Annotated in this window: 19 protein-coding genes and 5 pseudogenes; 9 read left to right on the forward strand and 15 right to left on the reverse strand. The window is 45.5% G+C overall.

The features are described 5' to 3' along the window. Window positions 1–92: 92 nt before the first annotated feature. Window positions 93–572, forward strand: a complete 480-nt coding sequence (locus ACSF8X_RS21030; protein ID WP_500851331.1) for a CreA family protein — start codon at window positions 93–95, stop codon at window positions 570–572. Window positions 573–620: 48 nt separating this feature from the next. Here ACSF8X_RS21030 and ACSF8X_RS21035 read toward each other — a convergent pair whose 3' ends face one another. The 8 genes and pseudogenes from ACSF8X_RS21035 to creD all read right to left on the reverse strand — a co-directional run bounded on the left by ACSF8X_RS21035 (window position 621) and on the right by creD (window position 7,758). After that, window positions 621–1,790: an ABC transporter permease gene (locus tag ACSF8X_RS21035; RefSeq protein ID WP_500851332.1), complete on the reverse strand. Its 1,170-nt coding sequence runs from the start codon at window positions 1,788–1,790 to the stop codon at window positions 621–623. Then, the gene (locus ACSF8X_RS21040; protein WP_500851333.1) at window positions 1,787–2,293 is read right to left on the reverse strand and encodes an ABC transporter permease; all 507 of its coding nucleotides are present in this window, start codon (window positions 2,291–2,293) and stop codon (window positions 1,787–1,789) included. Before ACSF8X_RS21040 ends, ACSF8X_RS21035 begins: the two co-directional genes overlap by 4 nt. 94 nt (window positions 2,294–2,387) lie before the next feature. Then, window positions 2,388–3,017 (reverse strand): annotated as a pseudogene (locus tag ACSF8X_RS21045) (ABC transporter permease); the annotation flags it as partial. A 17-nt stretch (window positions 3,018–3,034) separates the two neighbouring features. After that, on the reverse strand, window positions 3,035–4,024 hold the full coding sequence (locus ACSF8X_RS21050; protein ID WP_500851334.1) for an HlyD family secretion protein: 990 nt from the start codon (window positions 4,022–4,024) through the stop codon (window positions 3,035–3,037). Beyond that, on the reverse strand, window positions 4,021–5,475 hold the full coding sequence (locus ACSF8X_RS21055) for a TolC family protein (protein WP_500851335.1): 1,455 nt from the start codon (window positions 5,473–5,475) through the stop codon (window positions 4,021–4,023). Before ACSF8X_RS21055 ends, ACSF8X_RS21050 begins: the two co-directional genes overlap by 4 nt. 166 nt (window positions 5,476–5,641) lie before the next feature. Then, the gene (locus ACSF8X_RS21060) at window positions 5,642–5,875 is read right to left on the reverse strand and encodes a hypothetical protein (protein ID WP_500851336.1); all 234 of its coding nucleotides are present in this window, start codon (window positions 5,873–5,875) and stop codon (window positions 5,642–5,644) included. 106 nt (window positions 5,876–5,981) lie between these two features. Then, window positions 5,982–6,422 carry a ribosomal maturation YjgA family protein gene (locus tag ACSF8X_RS21065; protein WP_500851337.1) on the reverse strand — a complete coding sequence of 147 codons (441 nt, stop codon included), beginning with the start codon at window positions 6,420–6,422 and terminating at the stop codon, window positions 5,982–5,984. Next, complete coding sequence (gene creD / locus ACSF8X_RS21070) at window positions 6,409–7,758, reverse strand: cell envelope integrity protein CreD (protein WP_500851338.1); 1,350 nt, start codon at window positions 7,756–7,758, stop codon at window positions 6,409–6,411. The genes ACSF8X_RS21065 and creD overlap by 14 nt, the downstream gene beginning before the upstream one ends. A 296-nt stretch (window positions 7,759–8,054) precedes the next feature. Here creD and ACSF8X_RS21075 point away from each other — a divergent pair, with 296 nt between their 5' ends. The 3 genes from ACSF8X_RS21075 to ACSF8X_RS21085 all read left to right on the forward strand — a co-directional run bounded on the left by ACSF8X_RS21075 (window position 8,055) and on the right by ACSF8X_RS21085 (window position 11,941). Then, window positions 8,055–10,490, forward strand: a complete 2,436-nt coding sequence (locus tag ACSF8X_RS21075; RefSeq protein WP_500851339.1) for a M9 family metallopeptidase — start codon at window positions 8,055–8,057, stop codon at window positions 10,488–10,490. 462 nt (window positions 10,491–10,952) lie between these two features. Then, window positions 10,953–11,225: a hypothetical protein gene (locus ACSF8X_RS21080; protein ID WP_500851340.1), complete on the forward strand. Its 273-nt coding sequence runs from the start codon at window positions 10,953–10,955 to the stop codon at window positions 11,223–11,225. A gap of 395 nt (window positions 11,226–11,620) precedes the next feature. Continuing rightward, window positions 11,621–11,941: a hypothetical protein gene (locus ACSF8X_RS21085; protein ID WP_500851341.1), complete on the forward strand. Its 321-nt coding sequence runs from the start codon at window positions 11,621–11,623 to the stop codon at window positions 11,939–11,941. Between the two features lie 113 nt (window positions 11,942–12,054). Here the strand turns inward: ACSF8X_RS21085 and ACSF8X_RS21090 are convergent, their stop codons facing one another. Continuing rightward, window positions 12,055–13,242 carry an IS4 family transposase gene (locus ACSF8X_RS21090; protein ID WP_500851342.1) on the reverse strand — a complete coding sequence of 396 codons (1,188 nt, stop codon included), beginning with the start codon at window positions 13,240–13,242 and terminating at the stop codon, window positions 12,055–12,057. A 421-nt stretch (window positions 13,243–13,663) separates the two neighbouring features. On the opposite strand from ACSF8X_RS21090, the gene ACSF8X_RS21095 reads away from it, so the two are divergent. Next, window positions 13,664–14,161: a hypothetical protein gene (locus tag ACSF8X_RS21095; RefSeq protein WP_500851343.1), complete on the forward strand. Its 498-nt coding sequence runs from the start codon at window positions 13,664–13,666 to the stop codon at window positions 14,159–14,161. 22 nt (window positions 14,162–14,183) lie between these two features. Here the strand turns inward: ACSF8X_RS21095 and ACSF8X_RS21100 are convergent. Continuing rightward, window positions 14,184–14,324 (reverse strand): annotated as a pseudogene (locus ACSF8X_RS21100) (IS110 family transposase); the annotation flags it as partial. A 34-nt stretch (window positions 14,325–14,358) separates the two neighbouring features. Beyond that, the gene (locus ACSF8X_RS21105) at window positions 14,359–14,805 is read right to left on the reverse strand and encodes an IS110 family transposase (RefSeq protein ID WP_500851344.1); all 447 of its coding nucleotides are present in this window, start codon (window positions 14,803–14,805) and stop codon (window positions 14,359–14,361) included. A gap of 113 nt (window positions 14,806–14,918) precedes the next feature. On the opposite strand from ACSF8X_RS21105, the gene ACSF8X_RS21110 reads away from it, so the two are divergent. Continuing rightward, window positions 14,919–15,755 (forward strand): DUF6157 family protein, encoded by an 837-nt coding sequence (locus ACSF8X_RS21110; RefSeq protein WP_500851345.1) that lies wholly within the window; start codon window positions 14,919–14,921, stop codon window positions 15,753–15,755. A 331-nt stretch (window positions 15,756–16,086) separates the two neighbouring features. Here the strand turns inward: ACSF8X_RS21110 and ACSF8X_RS21115 are convergent. The 3 genes and pseudogenes from ACSF8X_RS21115 to ACSF8X_RS21125 all read right to left on the reverse strand — a co-directional run. Beyond that, window positions 16,087–16,272, reverse strand: a pseudogene (locus ACSF8X_RS21115) (IS110 family transposase); the annotation flags it as partial. 454 nt (window positions 16,273–16,726) lie between these two features. Next, the gene (locus tag ACSF8X_RS21120) at window positions 16,727–17,863 is read right to left on the reverse strand and encodes an Abi family protein (RefSeq protein ID WP_500851346.1); all 1,137 of its coding nucleotides are present in this window, start codon (window positions 17,861–17,863) and stop codon (window positions 16,727–16,729) included. Between the two features lie 232 nt (window positions 17,864–18,095). Further along, window positions 18,096–18,227 (reverse strand): annotated as a pseudogene (locus ACSF8X_RS21125) (IS4 family transposase); the annotation flags it as partial. A gap of 472 nt (window positions 18,228–18,699) precedes the next feature. Between ACSF8X_RS21125 and ACSF8X_RS21130 the strand changes: the two are divergent. From ACSF8X_RS21130 to ACSF8X_RS21140, 3 genes are all read left to right on the forward strand, one after another. Beyond that, the gene (locus tag ACSF8X_RS21130; RefSeq protein ID WP_500851347.1) at window positions 18,700–19,629 is read left to right on the forward strand and encodes a GIY-YIG nuclease family protein; all 930 of its coding nucleotides are present in this window, start codon (window positions 18,700–18,702) and stop codon (window positions 19,627–19,629) included. 135 nt (window positions 19,630–19,764) lie between these two features. Then, on the forward strand, window positions 19,765–20,196 hold the full coding sequence (locus tag ACSF8X_RS21135; RefSeq protein WP_500851348.1) for a hypothetical protein: 432 nt from the start codon (window positions 19,765–19,767) through the stop codon (window positions 20,194–20,196). Between the two features lie 121 nt (window positions 20,197–20,317). Beyond that, the gene (locus tag ACSF8X_RS21140; RefSeq protein WP_500851349.1) at window positions 20,318–21,022 is read left to right on the forward strand and encodes a potassium channel family protein; all 705 of its coding nucleotides are present in this window, start codon (window positions 20,318–20,320) and stop codon (window positions 21,020–21,022) included. A gap of 28 nt (window positions 21,023–21,050) precedes the next feature. On the opposite strand, the pseudogene ACSF8X_RS21145 reads toward ACSF8X_RS21140, so the two are convergent. Next, window positions 21,051–21,293, reverse strand: a pseudogene (locus tag ACSF8X_RS21145) (IS110 family transposase); the annotation flags it as partial. Window positions 21,294–21,759: the final 466 nt, after the last annotated feature.

A 21,759-nucleotide genomic window follows, 5' to 3' on the forward strand; every position in this document is an offset into this window, starting at 1 on the left:
GGACGCGGATGTTAGACAGGCATATGCTACTATCACAGCAATATATGCTCAGGCAGCGCCAAAGTGCTTGGATATAAGTGGAGAAAATAAGAATGAAATCAAAACGATTAATTGCGCTTTGCTTGGCAGCCGGTACCTTGCTGACAGGCTGCTCCGACAACGAAGTCGGGGATGTTTCACTAGGGATGTTCACCTTGAAAGACATCAAGATCGGGCATTTGAAAGATGAGGTGGTAACTGGTGTTACCTGTCATATCGCCTCGGTTGAAGCGGATCTTAGCCTGTCTGACCCAAGCGACAGCTCTATCTCCTGCCGCCAAACCGGCGATATCACACCGGAAATGATCGCCAAGATCGACAAGAGCAAATCGGGCGAAGTGGTCTTCAAGCAATCGAAGAGTATTTTCTTCAAGACCATGAAAGTAAGACGCATCTATGATCCTGAGAATCAGACGCTGCTCTACTTGTCCTACACCACCAAAGAGACTGACGGCAGCTTCAAGCACAGCCTGTCTACCGTGCCGCTGTGGGGCACCAAAGCCTATGTGGCGCCAACAACCCAGCAGCAATAAACAAAAACAGCCCCCTCAGATTGCATCAAAAGGGGGCTGCCTCTTTAATTAAGATAATTTAATCGGTGTTTTTCCGCGCCGTTTAACCCGCACGATTAACCAAGTGGCGATCACGCCGTAGACAACAGTTTGCAACCATAACTGCCCCCACCAGCCAATAACCTGATTAAACTCGGCCCCCATTTGATTCAACCGCAAAAAGGCATTGATGGCCGGCGTTGATGGCGCCAACTGGGCCAATACCACGATCCCGTCTGGGATCATTTCAACAGGCCAGATGAACCCCGCAGAAAAGACCAATGGCAATGAACTAAGCAGCACAACCACCGTCGCCAACTCCCGCCTTGGGATCAACTGGCCAACAATCATTCCCAAAAAAATAACCGCCAACAAAAACGGAACGGCGATTAGCACCAAATGATATATCGAGGCCAGGCGGCTAATACCGTAATACTCGAAGCTAAACCCAAAGTAATACATCAACAGCGGGATATAGATCAGCGTAAAACAGATACCGCGTACCAGCAGAACCCGCCATGCCGGATACTGCACCCAATACCCCGTATGGCCCGCTCGGTAATACTCCCCTTGGCCGCCACCAAGCAATGCAACGGCAATCAGCAGCGTCTGGTGCAAAATCAACACGAACACCGCTGGCACGACATAATTAATGTAACCCATCGTCGGGTTAAACACCGGCTGGGCATTGAGCTTAATCGCTGTATAGTGATCCGCGGCAAGCTCTAGGTTCTCACCGCCCATTACCATACGGGCAACTTTGGCCTGAGCCCCCATGGTTCCGCCGGCACTGGCCAACCCCTCTACAATCGTACCGTATACCAAGAAATACGCGGCATCGCCGGCATAAGCCAGCGTCGGGCTTTTGCCCATCAGCAAATCGCGGTTGAAATGCTCAGGAATCAACAAAAGCCCCTGCACCTCACCTGCATTGATCATGGTTTTGGCTTCTGCCAACGCGCCCGCATGGGCGGCAACCTTGACCTGCGGTGTGGCATCCACCATCCGCACCAACTGACGGCTCAATTGAGTATTATCAAGATTGACCACCACAATCTGCTGCTCGCGCGGCAGTTGCTTGATATAAGGCTGTGGGTACAAAAACGAGTAAATCAATACCCCACCGAACACCGTAAAGAGCAACGATTGGTTGGTAAAAATTGCTCGCAACTCAAACTTGAACAAAGCGCGCCAACTCATCGTTCGCCTCCTTCCGATACCGTTTTGCCCTCTGATACAACAGGTTGACGGTTAACTGCAGCCAGAGTTTTCAATCGCAGCCAGGCGACGATAAATAACCCCATGAAAACCAACAACACGGCCAACTGAGGCATCGCTTCTGCCCATGATTGGCCATGATTGACCTGATGCAGCTGAATATCGAGATAATGCGATACCGGCAGCATCGCCCGCCACCATTGGGCAAAGGCAGGCATATCAGTAACCGGGAAGGTCACCCCAACAAAGGCAAAGGCCGGCGCGGTAAAGCCCGCCGCAAAGCTCATGGCCTTGGTGGCATCCAACGGCAGCAGATAAAACAGGCAGGCAACACCTTGACAGGCTAGAACCATCAAAACCTGAGCCAGCAAGATAATGCCCCAATGCCCATGCATCGGCCAATCCAACACACCATAGAGGAACCAGAAGAAAATCTGCCCCTGAAGCGCAAAAAGAAACAGGTATGATAGCAACTTGGCAACCAATGCCGACAGCGGCTGCCCCCCCTACCCATGCTTGTATCGTGCCGCTACGACTCTCGGCTGATAATGCCATCACCATGGTGATCACAATGGCAATCTGCCAAATGGCCGGAATGGCCGCCGCCACCAAAAACTGGCCATAATGACTGTTGCTGTTATAGAGCGGGGTGATCTGAGAACGCAACGACAGCGCTTTGCCCAAGGCCTGCACCGGAACGGGGCTTCCCGTCGCCATGTTCTTCAGCGTTTCAACCTGCGCGTTCAATGTACCTTGCGCCTGCAATACCGCGGAGTTGATCAGCTTTCCGACCAAAATATACTGACTGTTGTACCAAACCGTCACTGTGGGTGACTCCCCTAATTTGGTTTGCTTCTCTAGATTGGGGGGAATCACCAACACGGCATAGACATCACCGCCCTTCAGCGCACGGCTACCCTCATTAACTTGCATATAGGAGGATGCCACTGACATCACCGGGCTGGCATCATAAGTGCGGATCAGCTGGCGCGATAGCGTGCTGTTATCCAAATCAACGACACCAATCGGCAGATCACGGGCTATGCCTGCTGAGAAGATCCCCCACATCACGGCACACAGCAGTAACGGCAGCCATGTCACCATTGAGAGTATCCAGCCATCGCGGCGAATCAACTGCCATTCCCGCAGCAAACGTGCGCCAAAGCTAGGCTGCACATCAGCTTCCGGTAGAGTTTGTTGTGTATACATAAAGCCCACCGCTACGATTATTGCGGGTCAATCACGACACTCATGCCTACGCGCAACCCTTCGATCGCCGTTACCGGACGGGCCTCAACCTCAAAGGTACGCATATCAAAGCCCTGACTGGCATCCGTTGTCCGCCAAGTCGCGAAATCCCCCATCACTGCCACATGGCTGACCTTAAAACGGTAAGCCTGCGAACCAAGCGCAGGGATCTTGGCACTGAACTCCTGACCCGGCTGGTAATGACTCAGGCTGTCTTCACGAACATGGAACACCGCCCATGCATCGTTCATATCAACCACGCTCACCACGGGGAATCCCTGTGGAGCCAATTCGCCTTCATGCAGCAGCACTTGGGATACTTCACCATTGAACCAGCTGGCAATTTGGGTATCCGCCACGTAGGCTTCGACTTCTGCCACCGCACCCGCTGCCATTTTTGCCTTTTCCTGTGCCGCACGTTTGGTTTCGGTTCTGGCCCCTTCTTGTGCCATCGCATACATCTGGTACGCAGCCTGCTCGGTGTAGCGAGCCGCCTGCCACTGGGTAAAGGCTTCGTCGCGCTTCTGTTCGGCCACCACCCCTTCTTTATAGAGGTTATTGACCCGCTGATAGGTTTTTTCCATTAGCGAGGCGGCAACCTTGGCTTTGCGCCACTGATCACCCGCCGCCTGGATCTCCTGTTGGCGGGCTCCTTTTTCAGCCTGCTCGGCCAGTGCATCGGCAGCCTGCTCACCCGCCTTTGCCTGCATCAACTTGGCGTCGATTTCCGGGCTGAGCAGGGTAAAGATCAAATCCCCTTTGTTAACCATGTCCCCCTTGCGAACCAAAACCGTATCAATACGGCCAGGCACCTTGGAGGAAATATTGTATTGCTGGGCCTCGATTTGTCCCTGCATGCGCACGGGTTCAGGCTGGTAGGCATCCCAAAAGGTGTAACCAAGCCAGCCGACCAACGCTACCGCTGGAATTGCCACAGCTAATGCGGCTGAAGATTTGGATTTACTCATGACTGAACCTCTACACCTTGGTATTGCTGGTATTGTTTGAATTGATTGATGTTACCGCTCACCGCAAGCAAGCGAGACAGCGAAATAACATATTGATAGGCCGCAGCGGCTCGCTGGGTACGAACACTGGCTATGTAGAGCTGGGCGTCGACAACATCGACCGACGTCGATAGCCCTTGATTGAAGGCGAGCTCCCGCAAGCGCAAATTTTCTTCCGCCAAGGCAAGGCTTGATGCCAAACCGTTATACTCTTCCAGCGACTGCAAAGCTTCACGGTAAGTCTTCTCGACCAAGACCGACAGATCCTGCTCGGCTTGTGCACGCAAATGCGTCACCTGAGTCACCGCACTGCGAGCTGCCTGCACCTTGCCGGAACGACCGCTGTTATCGAGCAGCGGGATATTCACCCCGACACCAACGGCCCAATCGGGGGCTGTCTTGGCAGCCAGCGTATCTTCTTCATGCAATTGGTAATTACCATACAGGTAAACTTCTGGGTAATATTTACCTTTTTCGGCATCAATCAAAGCTGATGCCTGCTTTTTCTTGGCATCTAGAATATAAAGCCCAGGATAACCAGCCAGTGTCGCCTGAACAAAGCCATCAAGCGGAGGTAGCGAGACATTGGTAAACAAAGCCGTCGATGGCGTTGCCGGTTGTGGGAGTTTAAGTAGTTTGGTCAAGGCTACTTGGGCAATTTCCAAGCCCCGCTCGGCCTTTTGCCGCTCGACTCTGGCCTTGTCGTAAGCCGCTTCTGCCTGCAACCGCTCCACTTTGGCAATTTGACCTTGTTGCTGGAGTTTCTTCGCGTGCTCAAAGTGCTCAAGTAAACCGGCTTCGACATCTATTCGTGTTTGCAACACCTGCTGAGTCAAGGCAACACCAAAGTAAAATTTCGACAAATCCTCAAACTTGGCCTGCTGTTTCATTGCCAGCATATATTTAGCTTCTTGAGTTTTGCCGCTTGCGGCATCCTGAGCGGCAGAAATACGACCGCCGGTGAAAATAGGCCAGATAGCCCGAATAGAGCTTGAAAAAATATCGCGTTCAGTAAGCTGAGAAGTAAATAGCGGGTCAAGTTTGCCTGCGATCCCCAATTGCCCCAACAAAGGCCCAAGAGCATCACCGGCAGGCATACTCTCGAGTAAATCAGAAGGCTTTATTTCAACTGGACTATCAAGACGCGTATAATTCGCCGATGCGGTGATTTTAGGCAGGTAAAGATCTTTGGCTGCATCTTGCAGGTGCATTGCACGATCAATATTCGCCTGCTCGGCTGCCAAGGCATCGCTTTCTCTCAGAACGACCTGCCAAGCATCCAAAAAACTCACTGGCTGCTGGCGAGTCTGCGCTACCACTGCTGACTGGGCTGGCGGGGCTTCCGCCAGTACTGATACAGGCATCGCTAATGCCGCACAGCATGTCAGAAGAACTAGGGGCCTTACTCTCATTATTCTACCTACTTACCTACAAAACCGCGTAGCTGCTATTTTAGAGTGTTTGCTCTAAAAAACAACATTCATAATGGTTGGTTATCCTTGGTTATAGACGAGCTAGTAGATAAAAAGGCACCTATCTTGACATGCGTTAAACAATTTATGCGTAGTATTTTTATTCTTAGCTAAAGAAATCGTAAATAGATGCAGCTTTGATTTCGATACCAAGCGGATCATGGCCCAACAAAGCAACGGCCCCGGTATTGTTATTAACGGCAATCAACCAGCCGTCTTGCTTGCTGCCAATAGGAACGTAAAACTCACCGTCTAATTCTGCATCTGAAAATGCCGACGTTAAGCGTGCTATTGTCTGCTGCAACGTATCGACAGCCTCAGGGCTTTTAAAAAAGTCCATGTACATTTCAGGATCAGGATAAGAATCAGAAGCCGATTTCTCGTTAACGATTTTAACCGACGGAGACCAGAAACAGCTGAAATATTCATTTAAAAACCATTGATAGTCAACGTACTAATGGCTTTTTATCCATGATTACGCACAACACACCGCCAACGGAATAGGCAACAAGATCCCGCCAGTCAAATGTCGCGCCAAGAGCAATATGCAACGGTGATGATGGTTCAAGGCCAAGCCACTGTACAATTTTAAAATACTGTCCAAGCTCTACCATAAATGCTACCGATACTGTAGCGATAGCCAGTATTCTAGATGGTAGATTAATAACCGAAGCAAAGAAATAATAAAGCCATATCACCACCAACACATCCCCCAATGTCGGCCGTACAAAACTATCGCGAACATAGGCAGCAATAACCACTAAAACGAATAACATCAGCATACTGAGCAATGCATACTTCAATGAAAAACGAAACAGAGGCATGGTTACCGCTGAAGAGCCGCATACGCGGCTCTTGTTATTATATAATTCTTTAATTTTTCGCATCTTCACTTTTCTCGTTAGCAATCGCCTCTGATATTTTTTGGCTACGCTCATACCAGTTGATATTTCTGGTTAATACCATTACCAAGCTCAGAATAACAAAACATAGCAGCGTTCCCATCAACAACGCGTAGCTTTCAGCCTGAAGCAGGCCAAACAACATGGCATATAGCAACAACAAAGAAGCCCCGAAAACCATACCATGCCTGTTATTGCCCAGCATCCCGCCCACGTACACACTCAACAAACCCGTTGAGGCCAATGCCGAGATAACATAAGCCCAATTAAAGCCCATATGTTCACTCATCGAAATCAACAACAGATAAAACAAGGCCAGCGCCAATCCTACAAAACCGTATTGAACCGGGTGAAGCGGACGAGACTGAAACAGCTCTAGCAAAAAGAAACTGGCAAAAACCAACGTAATAACCAGCAGCGAATAGTTCACAGCGCGGTGTGACTTCAGATAGTGATCAACCGGATCAATCAAATCCACGCCCATTTGCCGCTGCTCTAGCTCATGGCATGATGACGCTGACGACATACAATTTTCAAACAGCTGAGAAATATTGGTCGAAAAGTTGTTGCTTGCCCATTGTGCCTTGAACCCTGTTTCAGATATCTCCGACGAGACAGGCAGGTAATCACCAATAAAACTTGGATGTGGCCAAGCCGATGCTAATTCAATATTCGTTCTGTTACCGATTGGCGTAACTTGTAATTCTCCCATCCCCTGCAACAAAAAATTCAGATCAAAATCCAGTGGCTGCGCGATGTCTAACTGACTGAGATCGAGCACACTATGAAAACCCTGTGGGAGCTGGTTCAAACCTGTACCGGGGATCAATTCAAATGCCTTGCCACCTAGCGTCATATCATCCAATCGAATTAACCCTCGGCTATCGCGGATACCAACAACCATGCTGGCCTTGGTGATCTCATATTGGCTAAGCGCATCCAACGGGGAGAGATCAAAGGTTCCCTTCAATGCTGTCTGGGCCTTATATAACCGCGCACGATAAATACCCCGGTACTTTTCAAAGCTGTCTAAATACGCGTTCATATCAAACGTTTCTGGCAAAATGAACTTACGGCGCTCTAGCAAGTTAACTTTGCCCTCAACCCATACAGGCTCGTTATAGATAACACTAATAAAAGGGCCGATAATACGTTGCTCACCACTGCTACTGCGGCCGATTTCGTGCCTCACCTCATCTTGGCGGTGCGAACGTTCGGAAATAAGCCCGCTGACCATAGATACCGGGATCTGCAACAACACAAACAAAAACAACACGAAACCAAACTTCGTGCCGAGTTGATTGTTGAATATTTTTTTCATTGTCCATTCTCCTTAACTGATGCCCATAATCTAAGGCAGCAACTTGGAGAACACATGGAGCCAATGTGGAGTTTGTGTGGATTTCATGGCGTTTAATTCCATGATAAATAGATAATTAGTAGCCTCTTTCAATACTCCTGTTTTTTCCTGATATGGGCTCAACATAACCAAAATTTAGAGTAAATAGTCTATTTTTCTGAACTAACATCATAAATTTGATAATGCTAGTTGCACTTTATTGCATGCAAGGAATATAAAAACCCGCTTACACATATAAGTTACTAGTGAGTATTCCTATGTCTCATACCCGCCTCTTCCCTCGCCATCGTTTAGCGCTGGCTTGTATGCTTGCCAGTGTTTCCGGCTCCTCTTTTGCTCAAAGCCAATGTGATATTCCCGCTCTTCAGCAAACATCCGATCTTGTGTCTTCCATTGCTGCCGCCGATTACGATTGCTACAGCGCTTGGTTCTCGGCCCCTGCCGATACGTTGAACGATATCTACAGCGAAGCGAATTTGAGCCGCATCCAGATCGCACTGGACCAAGAAATCACCCGTTACCGAGGTAACGCAGAAGAGGCGCGTAAACTAGAGAATCTCGGTGAGTTTATTCGTGCGGCTTACTACATTCGTTACAACGCGCAAGCCCCTGACTTCTCACAAGCACTGAGCCAGCGATTTGCCCAATCGACCAACGCGTTCCTTGCCAATCCCCATGCATTAGATCAAGGCATGGAGCAAGTCGGTGCGATGAAGAGCCTGACACTGATGGTAGACAACGTTAAGCAGCTACCGATAACAATGGACTCAATGCTGCAGGCATTGACGCACTTCAACCGCGAAACCGCACAAGACGGCCAGTGGGTAGACGGCTTGAACAACCTGTTCCGCTCAATGGCCGGACATGTGATGAACGATGCATTTTACCGTTATATGGCCAGCCATACTCAGCATATCGACACACTGGCCGCATTCGCCCGCGACAATGCCTGGGCACTGGATACCGATGCGAGCTTCATCGTGTATAACGCGGTACGCGAAACCGGCCGCTTGCTCGCCAGCCCAGACAAAGCCACCAAGCAAAAAGCCCTGGCGGTAATGCAGCAGATCATGGCCAGCTACCCGCTAGGTAGCGATCATGACAAACTTTGGCTGGCCGCCGTAGAGATGATGAGCTTCTATGCACCGGAAGGCCTGAATGGGCTGGATGTCGAACAGGCCAAGCGTGATCTTGCCGCTAACGTACTGCCGAACCGTTATGACTGCCAAGGGCCTGCCATCATCCGCTCACAAGATTTGACCGATGCACAGGCACTAGAAGCATGTAACGTACTGGCCGCAAAAGAAGCCGATTTCCATAAAGTCGCCAATACCGGGCAGCAACCGGTCGCAGACGACAACAACGACCAAGTGGAAGTGGTTGTGTTTGCCAATAATGGCAGCTACGTGGATTACTCCTCCTTCTTGTTTGGCAACACAACAGACAACGGCGGCCAATACCTAGAAGGCAACCCTGCACAAGCAGGCAATATGCCGCGCTTTGTGGCCTACCGTTACGCCAATGGCGAGGAGCTTTCGATCCTCAACCTAGAGCACGAATACACCCATTATCTGGATGCCCGCTTCAATCAGTACGGCTCGTTCAATGACAACCTTGCCCACGGCTACGTTGTTTGGTGGCTGGAAGGCTTTGCTGAATACATGCATTACAAGCAAGGCTACGAAGACGCGATTAACCTGATCGCCAATGGCAAAATGAGCCTGTCCGATGTGTTTGCGACCACCTACTCTCACGATACCAACCGAATCTATCGCTGGGGCTACCTAGCCGTACGCTTCATGCTGGAAAACCATCCACAAGACGTTGAGAGCCTGTTGGCGCTCTCCCGTTCGGGCCAATACGCTCAATGGGCACAGCAGGTACAGCAGCTAGGCAAACAATACAATGCAGAGTTTGACCGTTGGCTGGATACCGTGACAAGTACCAGCACACCAGAGCAGCCTAAACCGAATCCAAACCCGAACGAGCCAACCGTGCCTTCTGATCAGGTAGCGATGCTAACTGCCAACCAGAGCATTGTGCTAGGTGGAAAGGCATACAGCGAGCAGTTGCTCTATGTGGATGTGCCAGAGAAAACCACTCATTTCAACGTCACCATTCAAGGCGATGGCGATGCCGACCTTTACATGAGCTACGACAAAGAAGCGCATTACTACGACTACGAGTTCAGCCAATACGGCAATGGCAGCAACGAAGCCGTTACGTTTGAAACCGACGCTTCAGGCTACATCAAACCCGGCCGATACTTTATCAGCGTCGCCGGCCGTACCGACTTCAACGCGGTAACCTTGGTCGCATCGGTAGAGACAGAGACAACTACGCCGCCGGCACAAAGCCAAGACGATTTAGCGCCTGTTATGCTGGAATCGGGCCAAGCTCAAAACCTCACCGTGCACCAGCAACGCTACGCGGCAGTTTATGTTCCGCAAGGTGTTGAAGAAGTGCGTGTATGGCTGACAGACAAAAACGGCGATACGGATAACGGTAACGTTGAGCTCTATGCCAGCCACAACAACTGGCCAACGCCAGAGGAGCATGAGTATGTCTCGAACTACTGGGGCAGCAATGAATATCTCCAAATTCCAGTCACCGAAGCTGGCTACCTGCATTTTTCGCTCACCGCAGAACCACAGCAAGGGGATGAAGTCGAAATGCTGGTGTACTTCCACTAAGCACTAATGACTAAGTAACGAAAAGCCGGGCATGACACTGTCCGGCTTTTTATTTCGCCCAATATCAATCCCCTGCCCGGCTCAACTCTTAAAAGCCTAGCGATGACGTACAAAACATTAACCGCACGCATATATAGCTTTAACGAAGTCGCTAAGAATGGCCAGCATTGATCTGCTAATAAAGAGACCCAAAATGCTGCCACTCCCACAACATATACAAATAAAGCATTGATATTATAGTGAATTAACACTTCCATCTGGTATTAATGAGGTCTCATTAATACCGAATGCTCGCTTTACCCAAGCGAAAAACAGCCATTAAGCAACGATTACCTTACGCAACCTATTGACTTAAAAGGATACTGATAAGAAAATCATGCGCAATTAAGCGTGTATTAGGCAGGGGAAAGCGAGCATGCTGTTTAATACACTGTTAACAGTACAAGGTAGCTCGAGAATCGGATGTCTAACAAATCTATCTTAGAAAGATTGCTGGTTGAAATTGAAAAATACGAAGCTTCACCAAAAGATCTAGATGACTTTGCGGCTAGATTTGCCAGTGCAATAGAAGCCCTTGAAGCTATTCCATATTCTGTACTCCAGGATTCTAGAGATTGGCAATACCTTATTGAAATGGAAGGTTACTTTGGGGAAGAAGGTTTTGAATCAGAGAATGAGGTAGCCATCCATAAATTAAAAAATTGGGTTAGAAAGCTTATTCAAAAGTACAGTTAACAAGTCGCTTAAAGTGGACGCAAAACAGTTGGCTTGCGCTCATTCTTCGCTAATTTAGCCAACAATTTTTGCGCCCATTAGCGAGGCGTTATGTTTTACTGGATAGTATCATGAAGTGAAAGTCCTTGTGCCTCTGTATCTAGGCTATATAATGTACAACATAGTCAAAATTAAGCAGGAGGGATTTGCTATGAGTGACTCGTTTTACAGACCATACTTCAACCCGAGGACGCAAAACTGGACTTACGGAGCTTCAGCCTGTATGGGCCGCATTAAAACTCATGGCGGTATGGATAAGATCAAGCGTAAGATAATTGAAGACGCTGTAGAGATTACGACGCAACGTCTGTTGACTGAGGCTGATTTAGACCAAACTGGAACCAATTAGCAACGTTATGGGTAAAGTCATACAACTTATACCAAAAAAAGAAGCTGTAAGCAGAAAACTCCAGCTACCCACAGCTTCTTTAATTGATGAGATAGATGCGTTAGTTACACAATCGTTACTTGATGAAGCAGATGCTCATGACTTGATTCGTCCTCAGAAAATTATTTCCTCTCCTAAGCTGACAATTATTTCAATTAAGAATGAGTCGCCAATAAATGAACGCTTTGTAATTGGTATGATTGATCAGCACCTGATACTTCTTATCAAATTTGGCTTTGTAACGAAGAAACGTAAGCCTAAAGCACAACTCAAAATAATAAAAACATAACAAAAACATCAAGTTGACGCTTTTTACTGCGCATTTTGGGTATGGAGTTCGGTGCGCTTGGTGTGTTTAGTGGGGCGCAACTTATGTTAGGCGCTGGAGGATCCCCACAAAATTCACGCATGATAACTGCTTCTTGCCATCATAATTAGCTCTTGTTGTGCCCAACGTAATGTTGAGTTTGTGATGTGATATTCAAGTCGTCGAAAGACCTCTTTTCCGAGTCTGACAAAGGATAAAACTCGCCTCTTTTTTATCGTATTAGCTTGGAAGTGGCGATGCCAACCAGCATGTTCAGCAGCAATACCAAACCACCAATAGACCATGAAGGCGAGAAGACCGATCAGCAGCAGGATATCGAGACGCTTTGGGTCGTTGGTTCGACTTTGTCGCAGACCAAAGCCATATTGAGGGCTTTTCAGATCCCGGAAAGTCTCTTCAATTTGCATACGTTTTTCATAGAGGCGGACGATACAGCGGGAAGAGAAGATATCGGTAGGGATGTTTGTTGCGAGTAACCAAGGTTCTTTCGCTGATTTTCTATGGACAGCTTGTGCTGTAAAGTGCTCTCTACCTCTGGGTCTGTCTTGGCGTTTTCTGGATGTTTGTTTTTTGAAGAGATGTAGGTGGCAGAGTAATGGTTTTCGTTTTGCCAGTTGGGTCAACCCTATGTACTTGGGTTTATTATTTGCCTTTTTAAACAGTTGCTTAATGTGATGCCATTGTTTGTTATAAAAGGCATTTACATCACCGCGAACGCGTCCTAGATAGCACCAACCCATAGCCTCTACCTGTCGAAACCAGGTGTTTCTGAAACCAGCATCTGTGACAATGATGGGGATGACATGCGAGGGTAAAACGGCTTTAAAGTTATCAAGAAATATCTGGTGACTGCGAGGAGAGTTGTATTGTTTAAAGGTAAAGGATTGCTCGAAAAGGGTAACGGAACGACCATCTACAGCAACGGATGCCCTGAGTTCCATGAGGCGTTTATATTCCCGGATATCTGCCCAATCAACAAGGACAATCGGCTGTGGATTTACCGAGCATATTTGGTGGCAGTGCCAGCGGTAAATATCTAGCCTGTCTCGGTGTAGATGAGAGTTTCCCAATAAACGGTCAACCCGCTTTATACAGTGCTTGGCTTTTGCTTTAGAAGGTAGTGATCTGCCAAGTAATGTAAGGGTCAGCGCATCGTTATTTAGTAGTGCTTTCACCGAATCCATCAGTGAGTTGAGTCGCTTTTTGTGAATGCTAGGGCATTGTTCTCTAAGGGAGTCGTGTAGTATTTGAATATCACGCATCTTGTTTTCTTCTTTTGTTTTTGTGGTGAATTCATTAGATCAGAAGGCAGGATGCGTGTCTACTTATTGAACAACAAGAGAATTTTGTGGGGATTCCTAAGTGCCCAGCGTATAGTGGCCAAATTAACTATGCCACTACAGTTAGGGATTGTGAGCAATGGTATCGATATTAAATTTACTGAAGATGAAGCTTAGGTTCTGTTTGAATTTGTCCGTAGGTTTACCGACACAGACAAATTAAGCATTAAAGATCAGTCAGAATAACATGCTCTTTGGAACCTTTGTTGCACCCTTGAAAAATCACTTCATCAAGCAGAAAATATTGAATATGAAGAACTCGTTAAGCAATGTTGCGAGATGATGAGTAATTACGCATGAAACGGCGTTAGAAAACAGAGGGGTTATGAAACGAAGACTAAGTATGCAGAAGTTTTTTAGGTTAATTAGAGAAGAGTTATGTTTTTCGTTTTTATTGGGAAGCGTACCGATGGGTCTAACAGCGGTTACAAATACGAAGTTTGTTCCTACTGATTACATTAAGCAACTGTCTCCATCAGATTACGTGTTTTGGTACTTTTGCTCGTTGTTTGTTCTACATATCATTCTATCCTCAATACTTAAACATTGGGGAAAACCTACGATCGAACGCAGGCCTACCACTAATCTATTACTTAAAAGAACAGAGCAATTGAGTGCAGGTATCCATGGCGTTTTTAGAGCATTAGCTGGATCACTTCCGGTTGGTTTATCAGTTATATTAGCCGAAGCTGGCTTTGTGAATGGTTGGGAAACTGTTAGTGCTTTTACATTTGGATTGTCTGGTCTAATTTTAATTGCTTGTATAGTAATGGCATTTTTAACAGAAAGTGTTACTGATAAAGACTTAGGGTATGACTCTCGTTCGGTAGAAGTTTTCTAACAAACGACTATGGCGTCAATAGCTAATTTCTGGCTATGTTTTCGTTCCACATGACGCCATCTCGAATCATCGAATTTAAGATCACAACCATTTTCCTTACACACGCAATAATGGCGACTTTTTTCGGTTTCCCTGCATCTAAAGTAGCTTTAAAAACAGGGTTACGAAAATAAACAAGACACCCATACTTTTGGGGGCTATGATCCCGAACTCTGCCATAACAGCCCGGAGCTGGTTAAGGAGTGCTGTGCGTTCGTGAACCCAGTTGTCGCGGCCCGGAGGAGCATCAATATGGATTGTTGCTCGGCGGATTTGATTTTAACAAAGCGCGTTGAAGGACGGGTGACAGCCACACAAATGGCAACTGCATCATTGAGGTCGTTTTTGGCTCCCGTCCTGAAAGGCGCCACATATTTGGAGGCCATGATTTTAGCGGTATGGCCGAGCTTGGTTAATTCCCGCGCCCAGTAATGGGAACTGCCGCAGGCTTCCATTCCGACAATGGCAGGCGACAAGTTGGCAAAGAATGTGAGTACTTTTGCTCGAGATATTGTTTTGTGGATCAGGGTGTTGCCTTTGCTATCCTCGCCGTGGATACTGAAGGAATGTTTGGCTAAATCAATGCCATAAATAGAAAGTGACATGGTGGCCTCCGAACGTTTTCTTACTCAGACTCACCAAGTGTGGCAGAGTCTTGATGAGGGGGAGTCCATGTCATTCGTTAGGTAGCTGTCTAACTCTACAAAAAGCAAGAAGAATGATTAAAGAAGAACTAATATTAATTTCGCCAGATTCTAAGTCTGATGTTGCCGTTGTTCCTAAAGAAGGTAATTCAATAGCGAGAATCGCTTATGAGATTTTGATAGAAAATCCGTACAAGTATACAGAAGCTGAGTATCATCATGAGCTTCATGTTGTTCGTCGCAATAAACCCGATTTGAAAGTTAGCTCATATAATATAAAAAGATCACCATTATTAAAAAAGTTTGGTTGGGGTGTTCATAAAAACGCCAAAGGTAAAATGGCGTTAATTCCCGCAAACTCTGAAGAATATCGAGAGTTATCTGTTCGTATTCCAACATCATATGCATCTAGAAATGAAGCAAAAAAATCTAATGATACGGATATTGATAAAAACTCTATGCCTAGCAACCTAGAGCAAGACCTTTCATCGATTCAATTGGATTTAAATACAAGTGATACTGAAAAAAATAGCTTGATTAAGGCTCGGATTGGCCAGGGTAAGTTTAGACGTGACTTAATTACTATGTGGCAAGGTTGTGCTGTAACGGGTTGCAAAACAAACGAGTTACTAGTTGCAAGTCATATAAAACCTTGGCATGCATCAGATAATCGTGAAAGGTTAGATAAATTCAATGGCTTGTTGCTTATGGCAAATATAGACAGAGCATTTGATGCTGGTTTAATAAGCTTTGATTTATCAGGAAAAATAATTATATCCTCTCAATTTGTCGATTTTGACGTTGCTGGCTTAAATCAAAGCATGAAGATTACTTTAGCTCCTGAGCATGAAACTTATATGCAATATCACCGCAAGCACGTATTTAAAGCTACATACAAGCAATCAAGGTGACCCGTTACACTCGGCGGTTTGGTATAAAGTCAGGTGCACTTTGCTAGTTCAGTGCGGGGCACCTTATTGCAGGCTACATGGACTCCCCCGGTCGTCAACAACAGCTGCCGATAATATAAGGTTTGGGACTGCCGCTCTACAGTCGGTCTGTTTATTGGCTTATTTGCATGACCCTGATGACACTACGCGGTTGCAGTTCCTCATTCGTTAGAAGGCATCTGACGTGCCCGCCGCATTATCAGGTTTTCCCGCAAGTGGTCTTAACCCTATTTCATCATTGGCTATTGCATTGACCCGGTGAAGGTGTGTTGCCCTTTGTTACGCTTGGTGATTAAACAACGACTTGGTATTCCGTATCGTTGCGCAATAGCGACCAGATAATACGGGCGTTCTTGGCCGCTAGTGCCACAATCGCCCGTTTTAGGCCCAGCCTCTCAACAAGCCCTTTGCTCCAGAGGCTGAGGCGATCGGTCTTATTACCGATATTGGTAATGGCGGCCCGAGCACCGTGAACCACAGCAAGAGAATGAGATCGAAATGCTGGTGTACTTCCACTAAGCACTAACCGCTCAGTAACAAAAATCCACTCATAGTAAAGCCGAACATGACACTGTCCAGCTTTTTATTTCGAACAAAATCAATCCCCTGCCCTACTCCACCTCTTAAAAAGCCTAGCGATAACTCGCTAAAAATAACCAGCATTGACCAGCTAATAACGAGATCCCAAATGCTCGCCATCCCCACAAAAGATAGATATAAGACATTGAAATAAATGTAAATTAACACTTCCACTTTATATTAACGAGGTCTCATTAATACCGACCGAATGCTCGCTTTACACAAGCGAAAACAGCCATTAAGCAACGATGATTTTATGCAACTTATTGACTTAAAAGGATACTGATAAGAAAATCATGCGCAATTAAGCGTGTATTAGGCTGGGGAAAGCAAGCATGCTGTTTAATACACTGTTAAGTTTTTTCAATAATTTCATCAAGCTCGTAAGAGTAATTTGTCAATTCCTCAACAACATCTCTTAAACGGGCTTTGTCTTGAGCCGCAATCTCATTAAGGTCAAATTCACCTTTAAAAGTAAGAAGCGTGGCTAATCTATGTTCAAATTCCTCAATGGGTGACCTTTTAATGACGATAGGTATAGACGTAATGGTTTCAGTAAATAATTTTCGTGGAAAACCAGCCTCTGGAAATCCCATAGATCTATATGTAAAACCTGGAATTTCTGGCTTCTGATCGATAAGATCGGCAATACGGCAAATCCATGTTGAACTTGGGCCAATTTGCTTTAATAAGAACCAAATGATAGCAATTATTCCATAGAATTTATTTTTTTGGCTTTGGCCAAGATCTAATAGGTTAAAGTAGCCTTTGCGAGGTATTGATAATGTACGGGGGTTCGAGCGGTTACAAAGGCGAGCATGGTGAGCGCACCTATTGCGTATACCATTAAGATTGATTAGCCAGTTATCAAGCTCTTTACGATTATCAAGGCCCAGACGATTACAGATAAGGTCTTGGTTTTTACCTGACAGTATGCTATAAAATTTTGATAGGGCACCAAAGTCCCATGCTTCTGCAGCGACCCAGATTGGAATAGGCTTTCCTTTTTTTCTGTGGTCTTCAATACTGTCTTCTTTACTTTCCTTTATTAGTCGATTATGACGGTTGAGCCAGTCGTCGTAATGTATCTTGGCATCTGCCTTAAAAGCACTTTTAGAAAATTGCTTTTTGTCGAGATAGGCGACTGGGTCGATTCTACCGATTTCATGCGCAATGATCGTACGCAGGTAGATCTCTATTCTTTCAAGAGCGTCAGTAAATTCGACTCTCAATCGTTTATCGAACAAGTAAAATTCAAAGATATTTTCAAAATACGTGTTTGCCTGAAACTCGTTTTCATACTGAATTTTGTTTTCAACAAAATTGAATTTTCGTGATGTATGCCAATAACCTGACAGCCTGTAGTAACCAACTTGCGTTAGTTTCCGTTGAGCTCTCAATGGATCCTTGATTAACATTCCTCTATCAGTCAGGCGCTGAATGAGTTCGTCATATTCAAAAAATGGTTTAACTTCAATAGGTTCTGTCATGTTATAAATTACAGGCAAAAAAAAGGCCAAGACGTCACTGATGCTAGATCAGGAGGGGACATTGGCTCTGTTGGGTGGGGATTGTACGCCGTTGGTAGCTGTTGTCAATAAAAACTTAACAAGGCCATCAAATTGATGCATTACACGGCGCATTTTTGGTTTGAAGTTTGGTGGGTTTTGCAAGTGCAGTGGGTGCACAACTTATGGCGGCGCTGGAGGATCACCACAAAACTCACGCATGATAACTACTCCTTGCCATCGTAATTAGCTCTTGTTGTGCCCAACGTAATGTCGAGTTTGTGATGTGATATTCAAGTAGTCGAAAAACCTCTTTTCCGAGTCTGACGAAGAATAAAACCAGCCTTTTATTTATCGTATAAGTGCGCTCATAAACCCAGTTATCACAGGCACGATGGATTAGCGCGTTGAAGGACGGGTGACAGCCACACAAATGGCAACTGCATCATTGAGGTCGTTCTTGGCACCCGTCCTGAAAGGCGCCACATATTTAGAGGCCATGATTTTGGCGGTATGGCCGAGCTTGGTTAATTCCCGCGCCCAGTAATGGGAACTACCACAGGCTTCCATTCCGACAATGGCAGGCGGCAAGTTGGCAAAGAAAGTGAGTACCTTTGCTCGAGATATTGTTTTGTGGATCAGGGTGTTGCCTTTGGCATCCTCGCCGTGGATACTGAAGGAATGTTTGGCTAATCAATGCCATAAATAGAAAATGACATGGTGACCTCCGAACGTTTTCTTACTCAGACTCACCAAGTGTGGCAGAGTCTTGATGAGGGAGAGTCCATGTCATTCGTTAGGCATCAATGGAGTTCAACATGAATTGGCGGTTTCTAGGTTCTTTGGCGGAAGCTCGAAAGTCGGGATGTAGTGGCGTTTATCTCATTGTTCATCAGGGAGTTTTTGAACGTGTAGTTTATGTTGGCGTTAGTAATAATGTCGGTAGAAGAATTAGTGAACACTATGAAGGTTACTTAAGAGGTAATCGAGCTATTTATAATGCTGGTCATAATGATGATGTGTATAAATTTATGTCAGCCTACAAGCTCCATAATCATATAAAGTACTATCAGGAATTAGCGAATCAGTATAAAATTTGGGCTTCAACAACAATCGACTTAAGTACTCCTATAAATCTTCTATCAGAAAAGCAACAATTCGGTTTTCAATGGGAAGATATTTTATTAAACAAATATCTTCCTCAGTTAGTAGTTTGGGCGCTTCCACTCGCCAACTATACTTATGAAAAAGCGACTAAAATTGAGAGTGTTATTCAGACTAAGCTCATAAGGGCTTTTGACTTAAGAGGTTTTTTCAACCTTAAGCAAATTAGTATATTAGGGAAAATTGAACAACCTAGATTAACAAAAATATCTCAATGTATTGAATCTCCGAGACTTGATTCGGCATCTCAGGTTATTTTTAACAACTTGCACATAGCGGGTGTACCATTAGAAGCTCACCGAATATTTTCTGTGCAGCTAGATAAAGAGATTAGCCAAAGAGTAAAGGAGAGAGAAGCTAGGTTACTCTCAAGGCAAAAGAAAATTTTGCGACATGAAAACTATGGAAAACCTTGGACGCTAGAGGATCAAGAAAAATTGCGAGTAATGTTGGTCGATTTTGAAATGACCCCATCACAGATGGCTTCTCACTTAGGTAGGGATCCTAGAACTATTGCTAAACGTATCAATGATAATGACAAACTCTCTCAAGGGAAGTGGAGACAAGACTTAAAGTGGCTCTAAATGCCATACAAGCGTTTAAGGCAGATTCGCAACGCTTGGCAGTTTCGGTTTGAAACAGCATTGGTGTTTACGGCACAATACTTAAGGTGTGTGGTCGCGTGCTTCACACCTTAATTGGGCGTTACGTGGTAGAAGATGGATCTCCTTAGAAAAATTGTAAGAGTCTGGGATGTTCTAGAGGTTCCCGAAGTTGTTTCGGTAGATACTTATGACGATGAGGGGGCTGAATCTATATTTTCAGGCTCTCGTTTTGATGAGCATTCTGATGAAACAATAAATTGTCATCTACCTTCATTTACTTTCATGACCAATGAATCGTTTCGATACTACTTCAGCAGCCTTTTGATAACGGTTCTAGGCGATGGTGGTGAATCGACTGAGGCTTTGGCGTTTCATCTTGAAGCACCGAAGGGAGACGTCAATCGCTCTAGCTTTGCGCAAAAGATTGGAGGGTTTAGTGTTGAGCAGCTTGAGTGTATTCAAGAAGTGCTGGCAGTACTAATAAATCATGGTGATATGTTCGATGATGATTTGGCTGTGACGTCTGTGCGCCAGCTACTCACGTAACCAGGCTGTTAAGTCGGAACTCAAATAGTTGGCTGAGTTTCGCTTCGCTACACGATTATAGCCAACTATTTTCGTCCGCTTACGGCGGCGTTATGTTCATATGAGTAAGAAGTAAAAATTAATGCAGAAGAAAGAAACATCATGTGCTTGGTGGCTTGTTACCCCTACATATAAGTATGCAGAATACAGTAAGAATGCCCTTATCGAAAAAGGTGCAAGTTCCACAGAGCTCTCAAGTGCTTTAAAAAAGTACAACATGCGATACTTTATATCTTCATTAACGATCTGTTTAGCGGTTCAATTACTATCAATATTAGAGTTTAAGCTGTTTCCTGTTTACGGGTTTGAGTCTCAACCAGTTATTAAATACATATACTGGTTCATGATTTTTTTGGTTGTTTGGTCTTTTTTGCTCTCAAGAGCAATCGAAATAACCAAAGCATTTTTGGGTGACGCAATTGATAAGTTGAACGGTGACTTACCTAATAGTGACTTAAAGTATGGCGAGAGGTTAAAGTTAGCCTTGACCAGTTACATTGAACTAATTATTAACTTTGGAACGCTGTACTTCTTAATGCCAGTGTGCTTTTTTAAGGACTTTTATAAATTCAACTCCATACTCGAAGCTATCTACTTTAGTGGTGTTACCATTACTACTGTTGGTTACGGCGATATAAGCCCAAGCATATGGTTTCTTCAATTTTTAACAGTGTTCGAAGTGTTGTCTGGCTTTAGCTTGATAGTTGTTTGTTTTACTATTTATTCAAGTCTTGCTCTTTCAAGATCCCCGATTTGTAAAATATGTGCGAGAAAACTTGGAAAATGAACATAACAAACGACTATGGTGTCAATAGCTAATTTCTGGCTATGTTTTCGTTCCACATGACGCCATCTCGAATCATCGAATTTAAGATCACAACCATTTTCCTTACACACGCAATAATGGCGACTTTTTTCGGTTTCCCTGCATCTAAAAGTCGCTGGTAAGTAGCTTTAAAAACAAGGTTACACTGCGTCGCAGACATCATAGCCATATAGAGCACGGTGCGTACTTGTGCACGTCCCCCCTGAATGACTCGCTTGCCTTTATAGCGTCCACGGCTTCAATGCCAGTTAGTTACAGGCTCTACTCAGGTAAGCAACTTTGTTGTTCGCATGGGTGCGCAACAATAGCTGGCGGCAAATTGGCAAAGAATGTGAGTACTTTTGCTCAAGATATTGTTTTGTGGATCAAGGTGTTGCCATTGGCATTATCGCCGGGGATACTGAAGGAATATTTGGCAAAATCAATGCCATAGATATAAAGTGACATGGTGGCCTCCGAACGTTTTCTTACTCAGACTCACCAAGTGTGGCAGAGTCTGGATGAGGGGAAGTCCATGTCATTCGTTATACGATTAGTCGAGAGTGTAGGAATAATGGGAAAGTATTCGGATCATTTGTCCAAAAGAATTAATACGTGGGGACCAAAAGAGGGTTATTGTGCCATTTGCAGAAAGCCCGCAAAACTGACTCGAGAGCATGTCCCACCTGCAAGTTGTGGAAATGTCAGTAAAGTTGTTG

The organism is Photobacterium panuliri (assembly GCF_059920555.1).